Source organism: Chroococcidiopsis sp. CCALA 051 (assembly GCF_003015105.1).
In the GTDB taxonomy this organism is placed as follows: domain Bacteria; phylum Cyanobacteriota; class Cyanobacteriia; order Cyanobacteriales; family Chroococcidiopsidaceae; genus Chroococcidiopsis; species Chroococcidiopsis thermalis.
Genome location: NZ_PYCI01000001.1, coordinates 1 through 24,233, shown reverse-complemented (window position 1 = coordinate 24,233; position 24,233 = coordinate 1). Strand labels below are relative to the sequence as shown.

Sequence of the window (24,233 nt, the reverse complement as noted above, 5' to 3'; positions counted from 1 at the left end):
AAGACAACCTATATTATTACTTAAGCTGTTGAAACTTTTCTAAAGCTGCAACCATAGTGGGGGGCCAACGGCGAATCTTTGTGACCCAGTTAATGTCTTTATAACGAGGGTCTAAGCCTACAGCAGCAACCCAGTTACTTTCTGCTTCTCCCTTATTTCCCTGTTCCCAAAGTACAGCAGTCAAAGCAGCACGAACATCGGCAAATTGAGGATATTTGCGAATTATATTTCGCAGTTCGCGCAGGGCTTTATCTTTTTGACCATCTTGATATAAAGCTAGGGCATAATTGGCACGGGCAAAAGCAAAATTCGGGGCAGTATCGGCAGATTTTTTGTAATCGGCGATCGCCTTTTCCCATTGTCCCAAACCTGCTTCAGCATTCCCGCGATTGTTATATGCCATTGCATCGTTAGGATCGATTTCTAAAATATGATTATAATCGACGATCGCATCTTCCCATTTTCCCAAACCTTCCAAAGCCGCACCCCGATTTAAGAAAGGATCGGTCACGCCTGGGGCAAGTTCGATTGCTTTGTTATAATCGGCGATCGCTTCATTTAATTTATTTTGACTAACTCTAGAATTGCCTCTGTTACTCCAAGCTGCCGCATTGGTGGGAAATTCTTCGATAATTTGCGTCCAATAAGTTTCAGCTTGGGGAAAGTTACCTTTTTCAGTCAGAGTAAAAGCCTCGTTCGCTAATTTCTCTAGATTTTGTAACTGTTCTGCACTCAGATTTGGCGGTGGTGATTGGGCAACAGCTGGTTCTACCCACCCTACTATGAATAGCGCACTGAGTAAAAGTGTCAGCACGCAGACGCGCAGATTGGCACTGACAAATTCAATCTTGTCCGTATTGAAGCGCGTCCAACTGGGGTTGTAAATCATAAATCTGACCGCGACAGTAACGATAGTTGTTCGTTGGGTAGTTTCAAACCTAAATGCTTGTACGCCGCAGGAGTGGCGACGCGACCTCTAGGAGTCCGTTGTAAGTAACCAATTTGCATCAGATAAGGTTCGTAGACTTCCTCAATTGTTTGGATGTCTTCGCCCGTCGCCGCCGCTAGGGTTTCTATACCCACGGGTCCACCATTAAATTGTTCGATCGTCACGCTAAGCATTTTTCGGTCTGTCCAATCTAGACCGCAAGGGTCTACCTGATATAATTCTAGAGCTGTTGCGGCTACATTTTGCGTAATTGTACCTGCTGCCTTGACTTCGGCATAGTCTCGCACTCGTTTTAGCAGGCGGTTGGCAATACGTGGCGTACCTCGCGATCGCTTGGCAAGTTCCAACGCCCCGTCATCGCTAATTGGTGTTTGCAATAACTCAGCCGTCCGCAAGACAATTTTACGTAACTCCTCTGGTTCGTAGAACCGCAACCGCTGCACCGAACCGAAGCGATCGCGTAATGGCGAAGATAGCGCCCCAGCGCGGGTTGTCGCTCCTACTAAGGTATATTTAGGTAGCGTAATACTGCGAGTCTTGGCACTCGCTCCTTTACCGATCGTAATATCCAAACGATAATCTTCCATCGCCGGATACAAAATTTCCTCTGCCATCCGCGACAGGCGATGAATCTCATCAATAAATAGAATATCTCCTGGTTTGAGACTCACCAGCAAACCCATAATATCTCTAGGTCTTTCTAAAGCTGGGGCGCTGGTAATCTTGCAGTCTACTCCCATTTCTCCCGCCAAAATTAGCGCCATCGTAGTTTTACCCAATCCAGGCGGACCATATAACAATAAATGATCTAGAGTTTCTCCTCTTGCTTTAGCGGCTTGAATCGCAATTGATAGCACCTCCTTCAAGTCTTTCTGCCCGATGTAATCGGCAAAGGTATGGGGGCGCAAGCTTTGTTCTTGTTTGCCTTGTTCCTCCACAGTTGCCTGCGGTTGCAACAAATCCTCTATGACAGGCTGAGGTTGAGGTTTCTTCTGTTGCTTTTTTGCAGGCTTAGAAGGTTCTGACGGTTGTTTAGAGGAGATAATTGCCATAACTAGGGGCTAGAGGCTAGGGGCTAGAGGCTAGGGGAAGAAGAGAGAGTCGCGAAGCTACTGATAACTGATAACTAGTCACTGGTCAGTGTAACGTCTACTATCAACCAACAACCACTAATTACCAATGACCAATTACCCATCACCATTTATATATGTATAATCTCTGGAGTCATTGGAAGGGCGAACTATGTTAGCTAAAAGAATTTTGCCTTGCTTGGATGTGAAGGCGGGGCGGGTTGTGAAGGGGGTAAACTTTGTCAATCTCCAAGATGCAGGCGATCCGGTGGAGTTGGCTAAAGTTTATAACGAAGCTGGGGCGGATGAGTTGGTATTTCTGGATATTACTGCCACCCACGAAGACCGTGACATTATTTTTGATGTAGTTTATCGCACTGCCGAGCAAGTGTTTATTCCTCTCACTGTCGGCGGGGGCATCCAATCCTTAGAACAAATTAAAAATTTGTTAAGAGCGGGAGCAGATAAGGTTAGCATCAACTCCGCCGCAGTTAAAGACCCAGACCTAATTAATCGTGCCAGCGATCGCTTTGGCAATCAGTGTATAGTAGTGGCTATTGATGCACGGCGACGGCAGGATGTCAATAATCCTGGCTGGGACGTTTACGTTCGTGGTGGGCGGGAGAACACTGGTATAGATGCTCTGCAATGGGCGCAGGAAGTCGCCCAACGGGGTGCTGGGGAGTTGTTGGTAACGAGCATGGATGCCGATGGCACTCAAGCAGGGTATGACATAGAATTAACAGGCGCGATCGCCTCATCTGTAGAAATCCCAGTTATCGCCTCTGGTGGTGCGGGGAACTGCGAGCATATTTACACTGCTTTGACTGAGGGAAGAGCTGAAGCTGCTTTATTAGCTTCGTTGCTGCATTACGGTCAACTGAGTGTAGGACAAATCAAATCTTATTTGAGCGATCGCAATTGTCCCATACGTCTTAATTAGATCTAATTGGTATTATAAATTTGCCAAATTTCTGTAGCAAGAAAAACTTAACCTCTAATTAAGACCAGGTTCCTGAGAATTAGTTAAGATATATGAAATATGTTTTAAAATCTCTTAAAAAATGCTGACAGTTATTCTCATTTTTGACGTAGCTTTAGTAGCTTGGTCGCTGCACCTGATGGAAGAGGCGTTTGCGAGTAAGGAATTTTCGATGATGCTGGCAGGGGTGTTAGTGGCAGCTAGTGCCGCAGCCATGTTAGTTGTCTACTTTTTGATGGGAAACTGCATGAGCTACTTAGCACGCGGATATTAATGCTTAAAATGATTGAATAGTGCGCATTGACAGCAAAGAGAGATTTAAGGCATAATAAAAAACGCGTTTGTGCGGGGTTATAGCTCAGTTGGTAGAGCACCTCAATGGCATTGAGGGGGTCAGCGGTTCGAATCCGCTTAGCTCCATTTGAAGTAGAGGGATCGACATGATTACTGGCACACGACAGCAGTACCGCTGACTGCCACCATCAACATACTACCGCCATTGCCAACACCAATGGTTTCGTAATCAATGTCAATGCCAATTACCGCATTAGCACCGAGAGCTGTCGCTTGCTGAATCATCTCGCGCATGGCAGTATCTTTTGCTTCTCTGAGCGATCGCTCGTAACCAGCCGAGCGACCACCGACAATATCCCGAATTCCGGCAAAGAAATCGCGAAAAATATTTGCCCCGAGGATCGCTTCGCCACTAACAATACCGAGATGCTGGACGACGCGCTTGTCGCCAACTAAGCTGGCTGTGGTTAAAATCATATGACTCCTTTAATACTTGCTTTAAATAGTTGTATAAGATTTGTCGGTGTTTCGTGTCCTCTTGACTACAGGTGGCTATACAATTCAATGTGAGTATGGGGGATATTAGGAAACGCTCGGCAAATGACTGACTCTTCTCGTCGCCAATCTACTGACAGAACTTCAAGCTCTGAAGCTGAGGCACTGACTGAGCTAGAAAGTCTGTTGGATCGATCGCAAGACACCCATCTCACTGCTGCTGAAGTAGAAGTCTTAGCTCAATTGCGTCAGATAGTGTTGGAGCAACAGCCACAGACACCAACAGCGCGATCGCAACCACCGCCCCAAAAGAATTTTACTACCGAAGAGGAAGCGATCGCCGAATTACGGGATTTACTTTTCGGTCCCGAACTCCAAGCAAAACTCGATAAATCGCAACTCCGAGTCGAAGATGTGAGTCGGGTTTTGCCAGAGGCGATTATTCTCAGGTCATTACAGGACGACCAACTGACTCAAGCCGCCGTCCCAACTGTAGAACAAGCAATTCAAACCTCTGTTAGAAGAGACTTGAATACGCTGTCCGATGCTTTGTTTCCCATCATCGGACCTGCTAGCCGCAAAGCTGCAATGGCAGCACTGAAAACTTTTGTTGCCACCTTTAATCAAGCACTCGATCATAGCTTAACCCCAAGGAGTTTTCGCTGGCGCTTAGAAGCAATGCAAACTGGTAAGTCTTTTGCCGAAGTTGTCTTGCTGCGAACGCTAGTTTATCGGGTAGAAGAAGTTTTTTTGATTCATCGTCAGACTGGACTGTTGTTACATAGCTTGGCAGTAGATCCGACTGCTACACAAGATGCAGATCTGGTTGCAGCTATGTTAAAAGCAATTCAAGATTTCGTGCAAGACTCGTTTAAGGTTAAGCAACAAGATCGGTTAGACGCACTAGAATTTGGTGAATTGACGATTTGGATCGAGCAAGGTCCCCAAGCAATTTTAGCAGGCATAATTCGCGGTCATGCGCCTAAAGAATTAAGAGAAAACTTTCAAGCTACCCTAGAAACAATTCATAAGAAATTTTACCAGCCACTTTTGAATTTTCGCGGCGACGATACTCCATTTGAAGCCAGTAAATCTTATTTAGAAAATTGTCTTCAATCCCAGTATCAAACAAATTCAGATAAACCTTCACCGCTTTTATTATTATTGATCGGCGGACTCTTGTGTACGCTGGGATGGTGGAGTTTTATGTCTTTTCAAGCTCGACAAAAGTGGCAGGCATATTTAAATACATTAAACTTGCAAGCAGGAATAGTTGTCGTCAGTGCTGACAGTCATTTTGGCAAATACTATATATCGGGATTGCGCGATCCGTTGGCTGCTGACCCCATTCAATTAATCTCAGATGCAGAGATCGATCCTAAAAATGTTGTCAGTCGTTGGCAACCTTACATCTCTCTAGAGCCGCAATTTGTTACGAAAAGAGCGGAAAAATTATTACAGCCACCAAAAACCACGAGTTTGAAAGTCGATCGCAATGGCGTTCTTTATATGACTGGTATTGCACCGCGACAGTGGATTGCGCAAGCAAAAAAAGTTGCGCCTAATCTCCCTGGAGTGACGCAGTTACAGACAGAGCATCTGACTGAAGCTGAACTTCAAGAATTGCTCAAAACTAAAACTGAATTAGAACGAGAAATTCTCTTATTTGTTAACGATCGCCCGCAGCTTTTACCAAATCAGCAACAGAAATTAGAAAAGGTCGTTGCAGCTATTCAAAAACTCACAAAGATAGCTCCAATTGTGAATAAGGATGTACGCATTGAAATTAAAGGACACGCAGATAGCGATGGTTCGACCGAGCATAATATGTCTCTCAGTCAAGCTAGAGCAAAGCAAATTTTATCAACCTTGGTTTCGCAAGGAATCAGAGCTTCTGATTTAACGACAATTGGCGTGGGAGCGCAAGAACCTTGGCAACAAAAAGCTAGCCAAAACAATCGAGAAATGAATCGTCGCGTTTCTTTTAAGGTATTTTTAACGGATGCACCCTAGAAAAAATTTGCTGTTTGAGATATGATTCAAAAAAAAATATGTATGGTCGGTGCGTTTGCTACGGGAAAAACGAGTTTAGTAGCGCAATTCGTTAAAAGTATTTACTCAGAAGTATACCATTCTACCGTAGGAGTGAAAATTGATAAGAAACTAGTTAAAATTGGCGATAGGGAGGTCAATCTAATTTTGTGGGATATCCACGGCGAAGACGAGTTTCAGAAATTGCAAATGTCTTATTTAAGAGGTGCATCTGGTTATTTTTTAGTCGTGGATGGAACCCGTCGTTATACTTTAGATAAAGCCTTATCTTTACAACAAAGGGTAGAAGAAACTATTGGTAAAGTTCCTTTTATATTGGTATTGAATAAATCAGATTTAACAGGTGATTGGGAAATAGAGGATTCAGTAGTGGATAGTCTTATACAGAAAAACTGGACGGCGATCGAGACTAGTGCTAAAACGGCTACAGGTGTAGAAGAAGCCTTCGCCAAACTCACACAACAAATGCTGGAGGCAATGGATGTCTCACCTCCCTAGATCCATAGCCAAGTACTTTCAAGAGTCAATTTTTGAAAGTCGTTGTCCGGCTTACTTTTTAGTGCAGGATGGCTGTTTAGTGAGCTGGGGAGGTCAATTATCATTGTATGGATTGCATCATCTCGAACGAGGAGAAATTGTTGAAAAAAAGATTTTATTTTTAGCGGGATTGCTACCCTTTCGGAACTTGCCAATTATCTTACCTTGCATAAAAATGGAGTCGGGAGTTGCTGCCGAGGTTCACATTTTCTCTACAGATGAAGGTGACTGGATACTATTACTGGATGCAAGTCGATACGAACATCAATACAGCATCCTTCAGCAACAAGGCAACGATTTGAGTTTAATTCGCCAACATCACTCTCGCTTGTTAGAACAAAGCCTACACGATCGCGTTGCAGCCAACTTATCTGAGGAATTAGTAGCGGTATTAGAGAAAGGCGATCGCCGAGATGTGACTGTTTTATTAGCTAAGATTTGCAGCCTCAACTCCTCGATTGAAGATTACCCACCAGCAGAAACGATCGCCACTCTCAACTCATATATTTCCACGATCGTGCAACCGTTACTAGATCGAGGTGGGATAGTAAGTAAAGGTTTTGGGGATGCTGTGACAAGTTTGTTTGGCATACTTCCAGTGACTGGTTCGCCTGCGGTGCGTGCGATTGAAGCAGCGATCCGAGTTGTAGAAATAGTACGAGAGATGAGTCAGGTGCGGCAAGTCGATAAATGCATTGCATTTAGTGTCGGCATCAGTATTGTTTCTGGTTCCCTGATTGTGGGTATTACTGGTAGTCAGAATCAAAAAACTTTGATTGCTGTTGGCGATCGCATGGCAATTATAGAACAGCTAGGATTTCAAGCAACTCCTAACGCGATCGCGATCGATCGCAACACATACGATCGCATCGGTGAGATGCAAACTCGCTTCAGGAGAAGTCATACTATATCTAAAGACATTGCTAGCGAACCAATCCCTATCTTTACGTTTTTAGTAGCATGAGCGAGGAAAGCATCATAGATGAGCTATTTGCGGCACTAAATGTCGTTGTTCTAGAACGATTGGAGTATGGTTCATTCAAGCTCATCGGTACTGCACCTATTTGGTTCGTACAATTTTATGGAGATACTGACTTACAACAACAGTTGATGCCGGGACATAAATTTCCCGTACTCGATAATTTTTTGATCGATGCAGAAGCCTTTTGGCAGAAACATCAATCGGGAAGAATTAAATCTGGACTGTGGACGGAAACGGACTTATCAGGACAAGAATTTTATTTAGAGGCTTCAGCAGTTTGTCTAAATGAGAAAAAAATATTATTAATTGCTTCTAATTATAAAGAGCATCAGTTTTTACTCCAAAAAGCTAGAGAAAACAGTTTAAATTACTACAATTTGTTAAAAGAAATTCAAAAAAAAGAAGTATTAATTCATTGTATCGTTCACGATCTAGCCGGACAGTTAACGGGAATCAAGTATTGTTTCGAGCTACTCTCCCTCCAAAACCTTAATTCTAAAGCGCAAGAATACTTAAATATTGGTAAAAAGCAGTGTCAAAAACAAGAGACATTAATTCGAGAAATTTTAGATGCTTTTGCAGCTGAAATTGAGATTTTGGAAGGGGTGGGAAACGATCCACAACAAGCACCAGATGCGTTAGCTTGCGTTTTAGAAGTTGTGAATGCTTTATCACCAGTTTTCTTTCTCAATCAGATCGATTTACGGCTACAAATCGATGTTGATAAAACCAGAGAATGGAAAGTTGTAGGAGAAAAGTCACGTCTGGAGCGAACGATAACGAACTTGGTAGAAAACGCCTACAGGCACAGTCCACCAAACTCTGCGGTGACAATTGAGATCGCAGAAGAGGGAGATTTCATGACGATCGCAGTTGACGATATGGGTTCTGGCATAGAACCAGAAATCGCTACAACTTTATTTCAAAAGTTTTCCCAAGGCAAAAATAGACCGGGAAGAATTGGCTTAGGGCTATATTTCTGTAGAATTACAGTAGAGCAGTGGGGTGGAAGTATCGGCTATAAAACCAATTCTCAAGGGGGAGCGCAGTTCTGGTTTCGCTTACCAAAAGTAGTTGGCAAATAGAATTCGTGGAACTACACAAACGAAATCTGCCGACACAGGCTCGATAGCATTAAATTTATAGCGGTTTCAATTGGGTAAAATACATGCTCTGTAGGGGCGCACAGCTGTGCGCCCCTACAAATGTCACGCACACAATCGAGAATTATTACTATTAATTATTCATCAGTCCGCACAGGTGAACTTTGTCTATGTATACGCGAATTCTATTCGCTCAATTTTGGTACTAAAAGTGTTTTGTAAAAAACATAACAGTCTCACCTAAATACGTTTCAAGAGAGACTGTTAGATTGAATCTTTGAAAAAATGTAAGATTTCTAGACCAAACCCCCTGTAAAAGGGAGGTTTGATTTATCTAGTAACCGATCAGATGTAATACGTCGCGCAGAACGCTAAAGCCTGCTAAGTCCCAAATCAAATAGGCGAGAAATCCAATCATTGCCAAACGTCCGTTCCATAACTCGGCTTGAGGATTCAACCCAAAGATGAATGCGTTTCTGTCTACGCCATTGTACGCTTTAGCAACTGGTGGTACATCTGTAGCTGGACGAGTTTCACGAGTTTCCATTTTTTGCTCCTAATAAATCCGCTTCACATATCTTTAATTTAAAGGGGAATTTAATTCTTGCTTTCTGTCTAGAGGTACAAACTAGCAGCACTTCTCTAGGACTAATATAAAGTGAATTTTTCAGGAGGAATTCTATCAATAGACGGTGTAAATCGCGATGAAGCGATCGCTTGGTATTGTTAACAACTTGTAATTAGTATCTTGACGTACATAAACGCTGCTGAATACATTTACTCGCCTCAGAAGTAAATCTGAATTCATCCCACTACAGGCAGAGCTTTCAGACTTGGGGTGGATGTTTGACGCTGTTAAATGCAGCATTTTTAAGCTACGGGGTTAAATAGTATTTTTAGCTCCTATATTTCCTCCTCACATTGTATTTAGACGCTCAGCACAGCACAAAAGAAGGAAAAACCATGTTTCAGAATCCAGAAATTTTACTGGGACTATATAAACCTTTCTCCTGGCTGGCACAGTTAACTCCACCAGATGGGGGTGTGACGACACCAGCAGAGGCAGCGTTTGTATTTTCGGGTCCGAGATTTTTTGTTGCTTTAATATCAGGAGTGATTCTTGCCTTTGCCGTACAACTTGTATTAACAAACCTCTCTGTGGCTGCTGGGATTTCCTATTTAGGACGGCAATCAGACTCAGATTCAGGTAGCAGCGAATCTGGGAGTGTGGGGGGAACGATCCGTAAAATTGGTACGGCAGTAGGTATTTGGACGTTAATAACTGTCAGCATTGCTTTATTCATCGCTAGCTTTCTTGCCGTTAGTTTAAGCCTGCTGAGCGTAGATGTAGGACTGGGAGCAGTTCTCGGTCTAGTGATTTGGGGAGCTTACTTTTTACTGCTGGTGTGGGTTAGTTCCACCACAGTCGGTTCCTTGGTTGGTTCTGTCGTGAATACGGCAACCTCGGGTTTTCAAGCAATTATGGGAACGGCTACTGCTGCGATCGGAGCAAAAGCTGTCAATCAGCAAGTCGTACAGACAGCAGAAGCGGCAGCTGCGGCGGTGCGGCGAGAATTAGGTAGCGCGATCGACCCGACCACAATTCGCGAGAACCTGGAAGATTATATAGACATGCTGCGTCCGCCAGAGATGGACACGACAAAAATTAGAAGAGAATTTGAGACAATTTTACGCGATCCGCAACTGGCAGATCTTGCCGGAACCGATGACTTGCGGAATATCGATCGCCAAAAGTTTATCGATCTCGTCAGCAGCCGTACCGATTTATCAAAACGTGAAGTCAATAAAATTGCCGATCAGTTAGAAAGCGTCTGGCGGGATGTGGTGGCGAACCAACAACCCAAACGCGATCGCATGGATGAGTTGATCGAATACCTCAAGTCCGTGCAGCCGGGACAAACTAGGACGGACGAGTTGAACGCCAAGATCGATCGACTCACAGAAGAAATGCGATCGTCTAAGCAAACTGACCAAAGACAAGCAGACCAAGCCGACAAAGCCACCGCAGGTCCAGTACAGCAAACGCTGCAAACGGGAATCAACACCCTGATGGGAATGGTGATGGGACGTGCCGATCTATCAGATTTAGATGTGGAGAAGATCTTGCGATCGCTCCTCACGGCTAGAGATAAAGTCACCGAGGGAGTAGACAAGGTTGCCACTCAAACAGGAATGAAATCTGCTGAAGTTCCCTACACGACCATTAGGGCGGATGTAGAAAACTACCTGCTCAACACTTATACTTGGCAATTAAGTCAAGACAGGATGGATCGGGAATTTCGCGACATTCTCTACGATCCGGCAGCCGATCCACAAGCAGTCAGGCAACAGATCGAGCAACTGTCTCGCAACGATTTTGCCCGCTTGTTGCAACAAAAGGGAATGCTGACCCAAGCTCAAATTCAAACTATAGCCGATCGCTTGGAACTGATTCGTCAAGATGTCTTGACCACAGTAAGAGGTATTGAAGAAAGGGAAGCCGTCCAAGAACTCCAGCACCGTGTAGAGAGTTATCTACTGACAACGAGTAAAGCAGACTTAACTCCAGAAGGAATTGAGCGTAACTTCAAACCTTTATTAGAAGACTCGGATGTCGATTACGAAACTCTTGGTTTGCGTCTAGCTAGGTGGGATCGGGACTCGTTGCGACAAGTCCTATTGCAACGTAACGATATTACCCCAGAAGAGATAGAGCCAATTTTAGATCGGTTGGAGGCACAGCGCGAAAAAGTCTTAGTTGAGTCTAAAGGACTGGCAGACCAGGCAAAATATCAAGCTGAAACCCTGTGGCTGAACTTGGAATCTTACCTGCGCAACACTGGCAGAGATGAATTGAATCCCTACGCAATTGAGGCTGAACTGAAGACTTTACTAGAAGATCCGCAAGCGGGGATGGCAGCACTAAGGGCGCGGTTGTCTCGCTTCGATCGCGAAACCCTGGTACAACTGTTAAATCAGCGCCAAGACTTGAGCGAAGAACAGATCAACCAAGTTATTAACCAAGTTGAGGGGTCTTGGCACAACGTGCGGGTTGCACCGCAAGTTTTGGTGGGTAAAGCAAAGGAACAATACGACTCGGTGACGAATGCGATCGCCGATTACCTGCGCAACACTGGTAGAGAAGAGTTGAATCCAGAAGGAATTCAGCGCGACTTTCAGCGCTTGTTTGCCAATCCGAAAGAGGGATCGGCAGCCCTCAGAAGGCGCTTGTCTCACGTAGATCGAGAAACCCTGGTGAAGTTATTGAGCCAGCGGCGCGATTTGAGCGAGGAGCAAGTCAACCAAATTGTCGATCAAATGCAAACTTCGATTCGGGATATTATCAAAGCGCCCCGTCGTCTGGCAACTCGCACGCAACAAAGAGTTCAGAGTTTCCAAACTTATTTGGAAGAGTATTTACGTCATACAGGTAAAGACGAACTCAATCCAGAAGGCATTAAGCGGGATTTGTCTTTGTTGTTACGCGATCCGAAAGTGGGAATTGAGAGTTTGAGCGATCGCTTGTCTCACTTCGATCGCGAGACGTTAATTGACTTGTTGAAGATGCGGGGTGATATGTCCGATGCGGAAGCAGCTAGAACTGTCGATCAGGTATTAGCTGTACGCGATAATTTTGTCGATCAGGTACGAGCCATTCAACGGCGGATTCAAGATGCGATCGACAGCGTATTCGAGCGCATTCGCAGCTATCTCAATTCGCTCGATCGCCCAGAGTTGAATTACGACAGCATTCAGCGGGATATGCGCAAGTTATTTGACGACCCGCAAGCTGGGTTTGATGCTTTGCGCGGACGGCTATCTTCGTTTAATCGAGATACTTATGTAGCGATTTTGAGTTCTCGCGAGGATATTTCGGAGGCGGATGCGAATCGAATTATCGATCGAATTGAGTCGGCGCGTAACAACGTGCTGCAAAGAGCAGAACGCATTCAGCACGAAGCACAGAAGCGATTGGAGCAAGTAAAAGAACAGGCAGAAAAGCAAGCGGAAGAGACGCGCAAGGCGGCGGCTTCAGCTGCTTGGTGGTTGTTTGGTACGGCAACAGTTTCGGCATTCTTTGCTGCTTTAGCGGGTGCGATCGCTGTAGCGATTTAAATTGTTTAGGTTATGGTTGAGCCTCTCACTCCGGTGAGGGGTTTTTTTATCAGTGCTGAAAGCGCGCATCTTGAGTAAACCACAGATCTGTAGGGGCGCACAGAGAAAGCGCCCCTACAAATGTCACGCACGCAATCGAGAATTGCTATGAAATGGAGTAAAAAGATGAGTCTTCAGACAGTGAGAGCAACTTATTTAGAACATGCTCAATATTGAGATCGGATACATCTGACATAAACAAAGACTTTTCTACATTGGCATAGTCTCTTTGTATAGAGCAAGAATAGGTTGGATCGTAGTGAAAAAGGAGTAGTTCTTTAACGATATCTTCTCTTTTTCCAGCATCGATTAGCTGAAACCAATAGTTTAATTTTTGTTTCCCATATCTAGACTTCAATTTTGCTAGTTTAGTTTTTAAGAACTCAGAGTGAGTTTCTAAATATGGGTATTCTCTTAAAAGAAATGCAACTCTACTATCTATAGGCAGCTGAATTTCTATACACTGAGATTGCTTCATTTTTTGCCATAGAGGTAGAGGTAAATAAATTTTTCCAATTTTGTTACTTTCTGATTCTATCCATACAACTCGATCGCGATTGAATTTATATAATTGCTGTAAGAGCAATGATTCAAAGTACTTCTGTGAGGGTTGAGGAGTCGGTTGTAGTTGCCATTCTTCACCGAGTAAAGAACCGCGATGGTTGGCGATCGCCTCTAAATCTAAAACCTGGATGCCGCGCTGTTGTAACCTACGTAAAATCAGCGTTTTACCGCTACCTGTAAAACCGCATAAAACTTTATAGGTAAATTGAGTTGGGAGTTGCTCTAACTGTTGCCGCACGTAGGCGCGATAAGTTTTATACCCACCTTCCAAGACGGTAACTCGCCAACCAATTTGTGCTAGCACCGCAGCCATACTATTAGAACGTTGTCCGCCGCGCCAGCAATAGACTAACGGACGGTAATCTTTGCCTTTATCTGCAAAATGCTGTTGGAGATGCTGAGAAATATTTTTAGCTACTAGTGCTGCACCAATTTTACGCGCCTTGAAAGGATTGATTTGTTTATAAATCGTCCCCACTTCAGCACGTTCGGTATCATCTAGTACTGGAAGATTAATAGCACCAGGGATGCGATCTTCTGCATATTCGCTCGGGGAACGAACATCAATAATTTCGCTGTAGGTTTCTGTCCAGGGTTGCTGGGTATAAATCGGAGAAGGTGGCATTCCAGTCAAATTTTATCTATTTTGATTGTGCCATTTTTAGAAGTTTTACTTTGCTACCATACGAAGAGATATTCGTTGCCCTCAGTGTCTTGCTGAAAATTTAAGGAGCTAATAATGACAGATAAGACCACTCGGCGCAATTTTTTGCTTACTGGTGCGGCTGTAGCAGGTGGAATTATTGGTAGCACGGCGCTACAACAAAATCAAACTGATAGCGCTCAGTCTACGGCACAAAATACAGCGGCTAAATCGACGGGAAAGATGCCAGAAAGGGTACTGGGACGCACAGAGGTTAAAGTTCCAATTTTCGGCTTAGGCGGAGCAGGACAAACGCCTCTATCTTGGCAGGGAAAAGAAGGGGATGCAGTCGCAATAATTGAAAAAGCGATCGCATTAGGTATTCGTTATTTTGATACTGCGGCAAATTACGGTCCGAGTGAAGATTATTTTGGTAAAGTCTTGCCATCTCACCGAAAAAATATATTTCTTGCTAGTAAAACTGATGCCAGAGATCGAGATGGTGCATGGCGTGAATTGGAGCGATCGCTCAAACGTCTCAATACAGATCGATTAGATTTATGGCAAATGCACCATGTCTCTTTTACTGAAGATTTAGAGACTATTTTCGGCAAAAATGGAGCAATTCAAGCTGTCGAAGAAGCAAAAGCCCAAAAACTCATTCGCTTTGCGGGAATTACCGGACACCACGATCCTAATATTATTGCTGAAGGTTTGCGCCGCTATTCATTTGACGCGACTCTAATTCCCGTCAACGCAGCAGATAAACACCATCCACGTCCCTTTCTTCCTGTGGTTCTACCAGTTGCAAGGGAGAAAAATGTTGGTGTAATTGCCATGAAAGTTCCGGCTTACGGTCGCTTATTCAAACCTGGTGGGTTAGATGGGATGAATCAAGCATTAGGATATGCTATGTCTCAACCAGGAGTGCATTGTTGTGTTGTGGCAGCAGAAACGATCGCGCAATTAGAAGAGAATGTTAACGTAGCTCAAGCTTTTCAACCTCTATCTCAGCAAGAATTAGCAGCGATCGAGCAACGCACTGCTGCTATTTGGGAAGATAATACCTTCTTTCGAGCATGGACGTAAGAATTCGGAATTCGGAGTTCGGAATTCGGAATTAAGAAGAAAGTTGTAATTGTTAAATTTTGCACCATTTACAAACTAATTTGCCATCGATGGGAAACCATTGAGCGACTAATTTACCTTTCTGTTGAGTAGGATTGAATTGTCGTTGGGTTGGTTGAACTGCGGTTTGGAAAGTTGCGATCGCTTTCATAGTTAAACTTCCTTAAAAAAAGATTGAATTGGACAACAATCTTTCTATAGGGAGGATAGGCGATCGCTATGCAGTCGAGACGTTACATGTAACGTCTCTACATTAAATGCTATTTGCACTCACAGAAGTTAAGGGAGCAATTTTACTCAACTTCAAATCTGGGTGGTCTGCTTCGAGTTGCTGACAATTCCACTCGTTACGGAATAACAACACGGGACGATTTAAAGAATCTTTCACTGTCATGGTGTTAAAGATCCGCCCCACTTTTTCTAAAGCTTCCCAACCATCAACTACCCAACGAGTGACAGTGTAAGGCAATAAATCTAGTAGCGTCTCGACTCCATATTCGTTTTGCAAGCGGAACTGTACCACTTCAAATTGTAATTGTCCTACTGCTGCTAAAATTGGGTCGCGCTTGGATTCATCCACTGAATACATAATCTGGACTGCGCCTTCTTCTCGCAACTCGGACACGCCTTTTTGAAATTGCTTAAATTTAGAAGGGTTGGGGTTTCTCATCACGGCATACAGTTCGGGAGAGAAAGAAGGAATACCTTCGTACTCTAGCTTTTGTCCTGTATAAATCGTGTCGCCGATCGCAAACATGCCTGGATTATTTAAACCAATTACATCGCCGGGATAGGCTACATCAATTGATTCGCGGTCTTGAGCAAATAATTTTTGGGGTCTTGACAAACGGATCGTTTTACCAGTGCGGGCATGGTTCACCGTCATGTCTTTTTCAAATTTACCCGTACAGACGCGAATAAATGCGACGCGATCGCGGTGTTTCGGGTCCATATTTGCCTGAAGTTTGAACACGAAACCCGAAAATTCTGGATAGGAAGGAGCGATTTCACCCATACTGCTAACACGGGCATAGGGTTTGAGGGCGTAGTCCAAAAAGGCATTTAAAAACAACTCCACGCCAAAATTTGTCATGGCGCTACCAAAGAATACCGGAGTCATTTTGCCTTGGTGGACGAGATCTAAATCTAGTTCCGATCCCGCTTCTTCTAAAAGTTCTATATCCTCTTTCAGTTGGTAGTAAAGGTCTTGTTCCAACAACTGCTCGATGCGCGGATCGCCCAAATTAACGATCGTATCCGCCGCTGCTTTGCTACCGTGAGCCGTCCGTTCAAATAAGTGGATCTCCTGCGTACGACGGTCGAAAACTCCCTTAAAGCGATCGCCCATACCGATCGGCCAATTGACCGCGTAAGTCTGCAACCCTAATTCTTTCTCAATTTCATCCAACAGCGATAGCGGTTCTCTCCCAGGACGGTCGAGTTTATTCACAAATGTAAAAATGGGCAGCGATCGCAGTTTACAGACTTCAAATAATTTGCGCGTCTGCGGTTCCAAGCCTTTTGCAGCGTCAATCAACATCACCGCATTATCTGCCGCTGCTAGGGTACGATAGGTGTCTTCGCTAAAATCTTGGTGTCCTGGCGTATCTAGCAAGTTGATCTGAGCGTTGTGATATTCAAACTGCAAGACTGTTGAGGTAATGGAAATTCCCCGCTGCTGTTCCATTGCCATCCAGTCAGAAGTTGCCTTGCGCTGCGCTCGTCTCGCTTTGACAGCTCCTGCTTCGTGAATTGCTCCCCCGTACAGCAATAACTTTTCTGTTAGTGTAGTTTTACCTGCGTCTGGGTGGGAGATGATGGCGAAATTGCGTCGCCGCTCCACCTCTGTTTGTAAATCTGCTTGTAGGTCGTTGGAGATCATTGAAGCTTAGCTGTAGGATGTAACAGGAAGTAAAAACCAGAGTCTAGCAGAATCTAATTTACCTTTATTTAGGATAACAATCTGCAACTGAGGAATGTGTTTGTATGTACGACCCTGACAAGCGGAAACTGCTATCGGCGATTAGCCACGGAGCAATCTTTTTCAGTACCACTCTGGTATCTGTTGGTATCCCCATCGCGGTTTTATTTGTCTCCGACGATCCAATCGTCAAGGAAAACGCCAAAGAAGCGATTAATTTTCACTTAAATGTCTGGTTTTGGGCATTAGTTATTGGCGTGCTGGTGACGATCAGCTTTGGTTTATTATTTCCTTTAGCTGGACTGGGATTTTTAATTCACTGGGGATTAACTATTCTGGCGATCGTCAAAGTCTTGAGTCATCCTGACGAGTCTTTCCGCTACCCTTTTATCGTGCGATTGTTATAAATTTTTGACAAAGATTAATTGCCAAAAATCTTTCTTTTCCTGAATTTGCAGCACAGCGCCTGAAGCAATAGTCAGAGAGCTTCAAGTAAAATAGGTGCGTCAATGGCTACTGACTATATTCTGTTCATTCATGGCGTTAATACTCGCGAACAGCAGGCACAGCCAAGCTATGCCAACGATTTGATTAAATTGCTCGATCGGGCGATCGCGTCCCATGCACCGACGCTCAATCCTAAATACATTCCGCTTTACTGGGGTGACACTCTATTTGACGAACAACAAAAACGTCTGGATAAGTTCCGCGCCTCTAGCCAGTGGAAGCGTCTGTGGTTTCGCAATTTCCGCTCCACACAACTGATGCAGTTTATTGGGGATGCAACATTGTATATCAACCGTCATGTTGGTGCTAAAGTTGTTGAGGAATTGGCACGGCAAATAGAAGTAAATTTACCCTCACAACCCCAGCCAGACGATCGCTTGCATATAGTAGGTCATAGTTGGGGGACGGTAATTTTATTCGATATTCTGTTTGCAGGACGTTGGGATCTTCCTAATGTACCAGGTGGCGATCGCGTCCGCACGATTCGCCAGCGAATTTTTGGTGTAGCACCGGAACGCGAACGGGGTATCCGCCTTGCTAGCATTCACACGCTGGGTTCTCCCATTGCTTTATTCAATCTGATCGATCTCGTACCTGATGCGACGACGGGACTCGGTGATACTTACGATATTGCCAAGAATTTACAAGAGCTACTGCAAACCTTGTATCGAGAGCGCAGACAGCAGCCTTTACCTTGGTACAATTTCATTCACCCCAGCGATCCGTTTGCTTGGACGCTGAAAGAGGTGATGCAGGAGGTGGTAGGTAGCGGTTTAGTTGAAATTGAAGATGTCATTACCAGAGATACCGATTTTACTGATTTGCTGATGTTACCTTTTCGCCAAACTCCTGTATCTTTGTTAATTAATGGTGGCGATGCTCATGCTAGTTATTGGCGCTGTCGAGATGTGGTGCAAAAAATGAGTAGCGCGATCGCTTCTAATCGGGTAAAACAATGTGCGATCGCTTAGAGTTCGTTTAATATCCTTAATATTTTTAACAACAGTTGCCCGTTCTGTCAGTAGGGCGATCGCCGCGTAATATACTTCAAGATCTGAGCGCTACATCTTCTCAAGCTGTCATAATACAACGTCATGTTTCCAATTCATCGCCCTCGCCGCTTAAGAACTCATCCCCAACTGCGCCGGATGGTGCGGGAAACGGTTTTATCTAAAAACGATTTAATTTATCCTCTATTTGCCGTCCCTGGTGAAGCATTTGCCAAAGAAGTTAAATCGATGCCAGGAGTCTACCAGTTATCGGTAGACAAAATTGTGGAGGAAGCCAAAGAAGTTTACGATCTGGGTATCCCGTCGATTATTCTATTTGGCATTCCTGAAGATAAAGATACCGATGCAACCGGAGCTTGGCACGATTGCGGGATCGTCCAGAAAGCTGCAACTGCTGTCAAAGAAGCAGTACCAGATTTAATTGTCATTGCCGACACTTGCTTGTGCGAGTATACCAGTCACGGTCACTGCGGCTATTTGCAAACAGGCGATCTGATGGGTCGAGTTCTGAACGATCCGACTTTAGAATTACTCAAGAAAACAGCAGTGTCTCAAGCGAAAGCTGGGGCAGATATCATCGCACCTTCGGGAATGATGGACGGATTCGTGCAAGCGATCCGCGAAGGGTTAGATGCAGCAGGATTCCAAGATACGCCGATTTTATCTTATGCGGCGAAGTACGCTTCAGCTTATTACGGACCCTTCCGCGATGCTGCCGATTCTACACCCCAATTTGGCGATCGCCGCACGTATCAAATGGACCCGGGGAACGCCCGTGAAGCAATTAAAGAAGTCGAACTCGATATTGCTGAAGGCGCAGATATGCTGATGGTGAAACCTGCTTTGGCATATATGGACATTATCTGGCGGGTGAAGGAAGCGACCAATTTACCTGTAGCTGCCTACAATGTCTCTGGCGAGTATTCGATGGTGAAAGCCGCTGCCCTCAATGGCTGGATCGACGAACAGCGGGTCGTCATGGAGACTCTGACAAGCTTTAAACGGGCGGGGTCAGATATGATATTGACATATCACGCGAAAGATGCTGCGCGTTGGATTGATTAATTTTCGTTTGTAGAGACGTTACATGTAACGTCTCTACATTTTGCGATCGAATGTTTGCAACACATTTGTAGGGGCGCACAGCTGTGCGCCCCTACATTTTGTCCCTACATGTTTAGAAACTAAATGTCGTCCGCAGTGCGCCGATGATGGCATCATCGTTGTCGTTATTAAATCCAGGTGCAGTAATCCAAATTACGCCTGGAGTAATGGCAATGTTATCCGTGAGTTGATATTGATAGAATCCTTCAATATGGAAGGAAGTATCTTCGTCCTCCGTAACTTCAGCAACAGTAGAATCTTCCACTTTTGGTTCCATACCAAAGACAAAACCAAGGAGACTGCCCTCTTTACCGAAATCTGGAAAGCCTAAAGTAACGGCGTAGTTCCAGATTTCTAAATCGCCGCGATCGAATGCGCCATTCACTGTAGAAAGCAAAGTCGTTCTCGTGTAGCCAGCCCAACCACCAACGACAATGCCGTCACTCAATTGCCAAGATAGTTGTACGCCATAAGCATTGCTGGAAGTCGGAACATCTGGTGCGTCGTCCCCTTGTCCGATGATTTGTCTGCTAGCAAAGTAATCGGCATCGAACTGATTAAAAGTGGCATTTCTGCTACCCGTACCTGTATCGTCAGCGCGGTATGAATGAACGTAAGTCAAGCCTAACTTTATGCGATCGCTTGGCTTAAATAAGACTTGTCCGATCGCCGCATAGGGACCGTTAAATAAGCCACTACTATCAGCTGGATCGCTCCCCTCTGCTGCTAAGTAACCTAAACTGATCTCAATTAGATCGCCTAATTGATGTTTAATGCCTAAGCCCGCACCATCGCCTAAGTTGTAGATGGGGTTGCGCGTGCCATACAGAGATAATGCGCCTGAATCACCATCCCCATCGAATAGCGTTACTGTATCAGTAAAATCATAGAACGCCGCACCAGCCGCAGCTAGGGTAACTTCTGTACTCTCACCAAGGGGGAAAGTGTACTCTAGAGTTTCTAGACCAACATCGTTATCTGGTTCTTCTTCATCTTGGGCGCGGGTGAAAGCTAAATCTCCTTCTGCCGTGCCTGTAATCCCAGCATACCCCCTAAAGTTGCCCGCCGAGATGAGCGTGTACAGTAAATCTTTTCCGGTAAAGCTAGTACTGAATTCTAGTCTGGCTCTGTCTGTAAAAATAGTATTGTCTTCTACTTCCTCACCAGTTTCGGCATTGTCGCCGCCGAAAACATCCGAGACTGCGGCAACAACAACTCCACTTAGTTTCGTGGTGGTAGAAAACTGATTTGCTTCTAACTCAGCGGTTGCTGCTTCTAAGCTATCAACTCGACCGCGCAAGGTAGCAAGTTCTGTGCCAAACTCTTCTTGTAACTTTTGTAGGGTAGCCAAGTCTTCTTTGGTCACTAAGTCTGTTGTTGCCGTAGCAATCAACTCGTTGACTCGATCCAAACAAGCATTTAATCCCGCCGCGAACTCATATCTTGTTAAGGCTCGATTACCGCGATACGTACCATCAGGATAACCTGCGATACAACCGTAACGTTCGACCAAAGATTGCAATGCCTGAAAAGCCCAGTCAGTTGGTTGCACGTCTGATAACTGGGAAACTGAAGTCACCTGCGCCATAGTATTGCTAGTCTTTGGATTCGCTGCGGCAGGGAACCACGGGCTGCAAGCTAATATAGTTGCAAAAACTACCGGACTAGCCAAAAGCGATCGCCACAAGCTTTTATTCATGATTTACTTTCCTCACACCAAGATGTTGCTCTCTCGCTTCTATGAAGTCATAGCAACTGTGTTGTAGCAACTATGAAGTCGTGACTACATCTGATAGCAAGAGCGTGCAACTTTTCTCAATAGTTTGACAGAAAACAAGCGACTTTAGCTGTATTTTTTCAACAATTTTTTATTTAAATTTCCTATCTTAGGGGGGTTGCCATTACTACTCATAATTGATACGTAGTCGCAACATATACCAAAGGTAGTGACTCATTCCTGCGATTGGAGAATAAGGTGATATTGATTCTCATTGTAGTTGTAAAATAGACTTCTGGTTCAAACGCAACCCTTTAACTAATGCCAGGAGAAAAATTGTGAGCCGCTGCTACTTGAGATATTGGGCTGGATGGCAACTCAGCCTACCCTTGATGTCACTCCTACTGTCATCAATTGTTACAGGCTGCAATAACCAAGCGAGTTCGCCGCCACCTGCGCCTCAAGTTGAGACAGTTGCTTCGCCGTCGGATCGGTCAAAGGTAGTGACGACATTTTTACCGATGTACTGGTTTACCAAAGCAGTAGCAGGAGAGGCGGCGCAAGTAGAAATTTTAGTCCCGCCTGGTACGGAAGTCCACGAATACCAAGCAACACCAGCTAACGTGCAGGCGATCGCCACGGCTGATGTTTTAGTCAAAAACGGTTTGGGCTTGGAGGAATTTCTGGAAGATACGGTAAAAAATGCGGGTAACTCCAAGTTGAAACAAGTCGAAGCAAGTCAAGGAATAAAACCTGTAACAGAAATCTCCCCAGTGGAAGAAACCACTTCAGAAGAAGAACACGGACACGGACACGAACACGCTGAGGGTAATCCCCATGTCTGGCTCGATCCCGTCTTGGCGCAAAAACAAGTCGATAACATTCGAGATGGCTTAATTGCTGCCGATCCGCAAAATAAAGCGACTTACACCACTAACGCCGCCAACTACATCCAACAGTTGCAGGCACTCGATCGCGAGTTTAGGCAAAGGTTACAAAAATATCCTAACTGCACGTTTGTCACCTTCCACGATGCCTATCCTTATTTGGCACAACGTTACAAACTCAAACAAGTAGCAGTAGTAGAAATTCCCGAAGACCAATTATCGCCCCAGGATATTCAAAGGGCGATCGCGGCGGTGAAAAAATATAATGTCAAAGCGGTGTTTGGCGAACCAGGGACAGATAACAGGTTACTAAAAAATCTTTCGCAAGATTTAAACTTGACTTTCAGACCTCTCGATCCTCTGGAAACAGGAGAGACGAATCCCCAATATTATTTCACGGCAATGAAAGCCAACCTCAAATCATTAGAATCGGCTTGTCAGTAAATAATTGTGAATCATTCAGCAATAACTAGTAACAAATACCCGATTCTGAAGGTAGAAGACTTAACAGTTTATCAAGGTAACTATCTCGCTGTCCGCGATGTTTCCTTTGAACTGATTTCAGGGACGGATACAGCGATTGTCGGTCCCAACGGCGCGGGGAAAAGCACCCTCGTACAAGCATTATTGGGAATAATTCCCTATGCTGCGGGCAAAATTGAAATTTTCGATCGCCCCCTAGAACGCTTGGGGAGATTGTGCCATCAGATCGGCTACATGCCGCAAAATTTTATCTTCGATCGCAGTTTTCCGATTTCTGTCAGCGAATTAGTTGGGTTGGGATACGTGGAGAGACAACAGGGTAGGGGCGCACAGCTATGCGTCCCTATAATAAATTCAATGCATCCTCGACCGGAGAGAAAAAAAGAGGCGATCGACCGAGCATTAAAACGAGTTAACGGCTATCATCTGCGCCGACAGGCAATTGGTAGCCTCAGTGGAGGTGAATTAAAACGGGTGCTGCTAGCGTATTGTTTGGTAATGCCACGGCAGCTGTTAATCTTGGATGAAGCTTTTGCAGGTGTTGACGCGCAAGGGGCAGCCGATTTTTACAACTTATTAAACGAACTCAAACAGCAGGAAAATTGGACGGTATTGCAGATCTCTCACGATTTAGATATGGTCAACCATCACTGCGATCGCGTTCTCTGTCTCAACCAAAGCCTAATTTGCACGGGTACGCCCGAAATTGCCCTATCTCCACAAAACTTACTAGCAACTTACGGTCCCAACTTCAGCCGCTACCATCATCGGCATTAGAAAAGTCAAAAGTCAAAAGTCAGAAGTCAAAATGGAGGGAGTTACTCTTGAGCTGAGAGAGAAAACAACTACCAATTACCAATTACCAACTACCACTCTTCGCTGATAACTGATAACTGATAACTGATAACTGATTCAAAAAATGTCTCTACTCCCACCGTTGTTGTAGAAATGTAACCGACCGAAGCCCATGAATTGACTGCGGACTTTTTCCCCTGGCGGAAAAGCGGTGACACCAAATAGATAAACTCCAGAAGTTGTGGGATTCGCTCTCGGTCTGAGCCCGATTGTAATGGCTCTACCTGGGGGAATTGGCGGATCGAAATTGACTGTCACCGTTCGCGTTTCTCGATCGTGGGTAACTTCGCCTAATTGAATTTTGTCACCGCGATCGCGGCGCGTGCCAACAAATGCGCGGGTATCATCGAGCCTATAGCGAATATTGTCTGCGCCTTCCTTTTGATGAATCGTTACCCGTTGTAAGGGTTCGCTTGCTGCTTTGGGAATGGCGATCGTGAAGTAGTAAGTTGCGCCCCAGACGCTGACGCTATCAAAAGTGGTTGTTGCTTCTAATAGATCTGGCGGTTGTACGAAAGCAACTGAACCGTCTCCTAGCTGCACGGCTTGTACGGTTGAGGGAATTACTCCACCTAAACCCAAACCTACTGCGATCGCAGTTCCCAACAATCTGATAATTTGTCTCACCATATTATCTACCTGTAGATCGGGGAGTCGTAGGGGCGGGTTTAGCAACAGATTTACGAGTTATGGCAATAAATCCACGTTCAAAACCCGCTCGTACAAAAGTCGCGAGAAGAGAGCTGAGGGTGAACAACCAATTACCCGTTACCCATTACCCATCACCCATTACCA

22 protein-coding genes and 1 tRNA gene are annotated in these 24,233 nt (G+C 44.8%); 14 read left to right on the top strand and 9 right to left on the bottom strand.

The window, feature by feature from the left end; genetic code table 11:
• Positions 1-16: 16 nt before the first annotated feature.
• Both C7Y66_RS00110 and ruvB read right to left on the bottom strand, forming a co-directional pair.
• A complete protein-coding gene (locus C7Y66_RS00110; RefSeq protein WP_199197169.1) occupies positions 17-889 on the bottom strand; it encodes a tetratricopeptide repeat protein in 873 nt (290 codons plus the stop codon).
• A complete protein-coding gene (gene ruvB, locus C7Y66_RS00105; RefSeq protein WP_015152524.1) occupies positions 886-2,001 on the bottom strand; it encodes a Holliday junction branch migration DNA helicase RuvB in 1,116 nt (371 codons plus the stop codon). The genes C7Y66_RS00110 and ruvB overlap by 4 nt, the downstream gene beginning before the upstream one ends.
• A 190-nt stretch (positions 2,002-2,191) precedes the next feature.
• Between ruvB and hisF the strand changes: the two genes are divergently transcribed.
• The 3 genes from hisF to C7Y66_RS00090 all read left to right on the top strand — a co-directional run bounded on the left by hisF (position 2,192) and on the right by C7Y66_RS00090 (position 3,421).
• Positions 2,192-2,962, top strand: a complete 771-nt coding sequence (gene hisF / locus C7Y66_RS00100) for an imidazole glycerol phosphate synthase subunit HisF (RefSeq protein WP_015152523.1) — start codon at positions 2,192-2,194, stop codon at positions 2,960-2,962.
• Between the two features lie 121 nt (positions 2,963-3,083).
• On the top strand, positions 3,084-3,275 hold the full coding sequence (locus C7Y66_RS00095) for a hypothetical protein (RefSeq protein WP_106544032.1): 192 nt from the start codon (positions 3,084-3,086) through the stop codon (positions 3,273-3,275).
• 73 nt (positions 3,276-3,348) lie between these two features.
• Positions 3,349-3,421, top strand: a tRNA-Ala gene (locus C7Y66_RS00090).
• A gap of 24 nt (positions 3,422-3,445) precedes the next feature.
• Here the strand turns inward: C7Y66_RS00090 and C7Y66_RS00085 are convergent.
• Entirely contained in the window at positions 3,446-3,772 is a 327-nt protein-coding gene (locus C7Y66_RS00085; RefSeq protein WP_106544031.1) for a heavy metal-binding domain-containing protein, read from the bottom strand.
• Between the two features lie 123 nt (positions 3,773-3,895).
• Here C7Y66_RS00085 and C7Y66_RS00080 point away from each other — a divergent pair, with 123 nt between their 5' ends.
• Genes C7Y66_RS00080 through C7Y66_RS00065 form a run of 4 tightly spaced genes read left to right on the top strand, consistent with a single transcriptional unit; the run spans position 3,896 to position 8,446 of the window.
• Positions 3,896-5,803 (top strand): OmpA family protein, encoded by a 1,908-nt coding sequence (locus C7Y66_RS00080; RefSeq protein ID WP_106544030.1) that lies wholly within the window; start codon positions 3,896-3,898, stop codon positions 5,801-5,803.
• A gap of 21 nt (positions 5,804-5,824) precedes the next feature.
• The gene (locus tag C7Y66_RS00075; protein WP_015152519.1) at positions 5,825-6,340 is read left to right on the top strand and encodes a Rab family GTPase; all 516 of its coding nucleotides are present in this window, start codon (positions 5,825-5,827) and stop codon (positions 6,338-6,340) included.
• A complete protein-coding gene (locus C7Y66_RS00070) occupies positions 6,324-7,343 on the top strand; it encodes an adenylate/guanylate cyclase domain-containing protein (RefSeq protein WP_106544029.1) in 1,020 nt (339 codons plus the stop codon). The genes C7Y66_RS00075 and C7Y66_RS00070 overlap by 17 nt, the downstream gene beginning before the upstream one ends.
• Positions 7,340-8,446: a sensor histidine kinase KdpD gene (locus C7Y66_RS00065; protein ID WP_106544028.1), complete on the top strand. Its 1,107-nt coding sequence runs from the start codon at positions 7,340-7,342 to the stop codon at positions 8,444-8,446. Before C7Y66_RS00070 ends, C7Y66_RS00065 begins: the two co-directional genes overlap by 4 nt.
• Before the next feature lie 352 nt (positions 8,447-8,798).
• Here C7Y66_RS00065 and C7Y66_RS00060 read toward each other — a convergent pair whose 3' ends face one another.
• On the bottom strand, positions 8,799-9,011 hold the full coding sequence (locus tag C7Y66_RS00060) for a chlorophyll a/b-binding protein (RefSeq protein WP_015152516.1): 213 nt from the start codon (positions 9,009-9,011) through the stop codon (positions 8,799-8,801).
• Positions 9,012-9,427: 416 nt separating this feature from the next.
• On the opposite strand from C7Y66_RS00060, the gene C7Y66_RS00055 reads away from it, so the two are divergent.
• Positions 9,428-12,580 carry a hypothetical protein gene (locus tag C7Y66_RS00055; RefSeq protein WP_106544027.1) on the top strand — a complete coding sequence of 1,051 codons (3,153 nt, stop codon included), beginning with the start codon at positions 9,428-9,430 and terminating at the stop codon, positions 12,578-12,580.
• A 145-nt stretch (positions 12,581-12,725) separates the two neighbouring features.
• Here C7Y66_RS00055 and mnmH read toward each other — a convergent pair whose 3' ends face one another.
• Positions 12,726-13,808: a tRNA 2-selenouridine(34) synthase MnmH gene (mnmH, locus tag C7Y66_RS00050; protein ID WP_106544026.1), complete on the bottom strand. Its 1,083-nt coding sequence runs from the start codon at positions 13,806-13,808 to the stop codon at positions 12,726-12,728.
• Positions 13,809-13,922: 114 nt separating this feature from the next.
• Between mnmH and C7Y66_RS00045 the strand changes: the two genes are divergently transcribed.
• On the top strand, positions 13,923-14,915 hold the full coding sequence (locus C7Y66_RS00045) for an aldo/keto reductase (protein WP_106544025.1): 993 nt from the start codon (positions 13,923-13,925) through the stop codon (positions 14,913-14,915).
• Positions 14,916-14,967: 52 nt separating this feature from the next.
• On the opposite strand, the gene C7Y66_RS30745 is transcribed toward C7Y66_RS00045, so the two are convergent.
• Together C7Y66_RS30745 and prfC are read right to left on the bottom strand one after the other, a co-directional pair.
• Positions 14,968-15,105 carry a hypothetical protein gene (locus C7Y66_RS30745; protein ID WP_158265830.1) on the bottom strand — a complete coding sequence of 46 codons (138 nt, stop codon included), beginning with the start codon at positions 15,103-15,105 and terminating at the stop codon, positions 14,968-14,970.
• Positions 15,106-15,207: 102 nt separating this feature from the next.
• On the bottom strand, positions 15,208-16,836 hold the full coding sequence (prfC, locus tag C7Y66_RS00040) for a peptide chain release factor 3 (RefSeq protein ID WP_106544024.1): 1,629 nt from the start codon (positions 16,834-16,836) through the stop codon (positions 15,208-15,210).
• Positions 16,837-16,940: 104 nt separating this feature from the next.
• Between prfC and C7Y66_RS00035 the strand changes: the two genes are divergently transcribed.
• The 3 genes from C7Y66_RS00035 (at position 16,941) to hemB (ending at position 19,457) form a co-directional block, all read left to right on the top strand.
• Entirely contained in the window at positions 16,941-17,282 is a 342-nt protein-coding gene (locus tag C7Y66_RS00035) for a DUF4870 domain-containing protein (protein WP_015152510.1), read from the top strand.
• Between the two features lie 102 nt (positions 17,283-17,384).
• A complete protein-coding gene (locus tag C7Y66_RS00030) occupies positions 17,385-18,353 on the top strand; it encodes a hypothetical protein (protein ID WP_106544023.1) in 969 nt (322 codons plus the stop codon).
• 123 nt (positions 18,354-18,476) lie between these two features.
• On the top strand, positions 18,477-19,457 hold the full coding sequence (gene hemB / locus C7Y66_RS00025) for a porphobilinogen synthase (protein ID WP_106544022.1): 981 nt from the start codon (positions 18,477-18,479) through the stop codon (positions 19,455-19,457).
• A gap of 112 nt (positions 19,458-19,569) precedes the next feature.
• Here hemB and C7Y66_RS00020 read toward each other — a convergent pair whose 3' ends face one another.
• The gene (locus tag C7Y66_RS00020; protein ID WP_106544021.1) at positions 19,570-21,195 is read right to left on the bottom strand and encodes an iron uptake porin; all 1,626 of its coding nucleotides are present in this window, start codon (positions 21,193-21,195) and stop codon (positions 19,570-19,572) included.
• A gap of 356 nt (positions 21,196-21,551) precedes the next feature.
• Between C7Y66_RS00020 and C7Y66_RS00015 the strand changes: the two genes are divergently transcribed.
• Positions 21,552-22,544, top strand: a complete 993-nt coding sequence (locus tag C7Y66_RS00015; protein ID WP_106544020.1) for a metal ABC transporter substrate-binding protein — start codon at positions 21,552-21,554, stop codon at positions 22,542-22,544.
• A 6-nt stretch (positions 22,545-22,550) separates the two neighbouring features.
• Positions 22,551-23,360 (top strand): metal ABC transporter ATP-binding protein, encoded by an 810-nt coding sequence (locus tag C7Y66_RS00010; protein WP_106544019.1) that lies wholly within the window; start codon positions 22,551-22,553, stop codon positions 23,358-23,360.
• A gap of 135 nt (positions 23,361-23,495) precedes the next feature.
• On the opposite strand, the gene C7Y66_RS00005 is transcribed toward C7Y66_RS00010, so the two are convergent.
• Positions 23,496-24,068, bottom strand: coding sequence for a DUF2808 domain-containing protein (locus C7Y66_RS00005; protein WP_106544018.1), 573 nt, complete (start codon positions 24,066-24,068; stop codon positions 23,496-23,498).
• Positions 24,069-24,233: the final 165 nt, after the last annotated feature.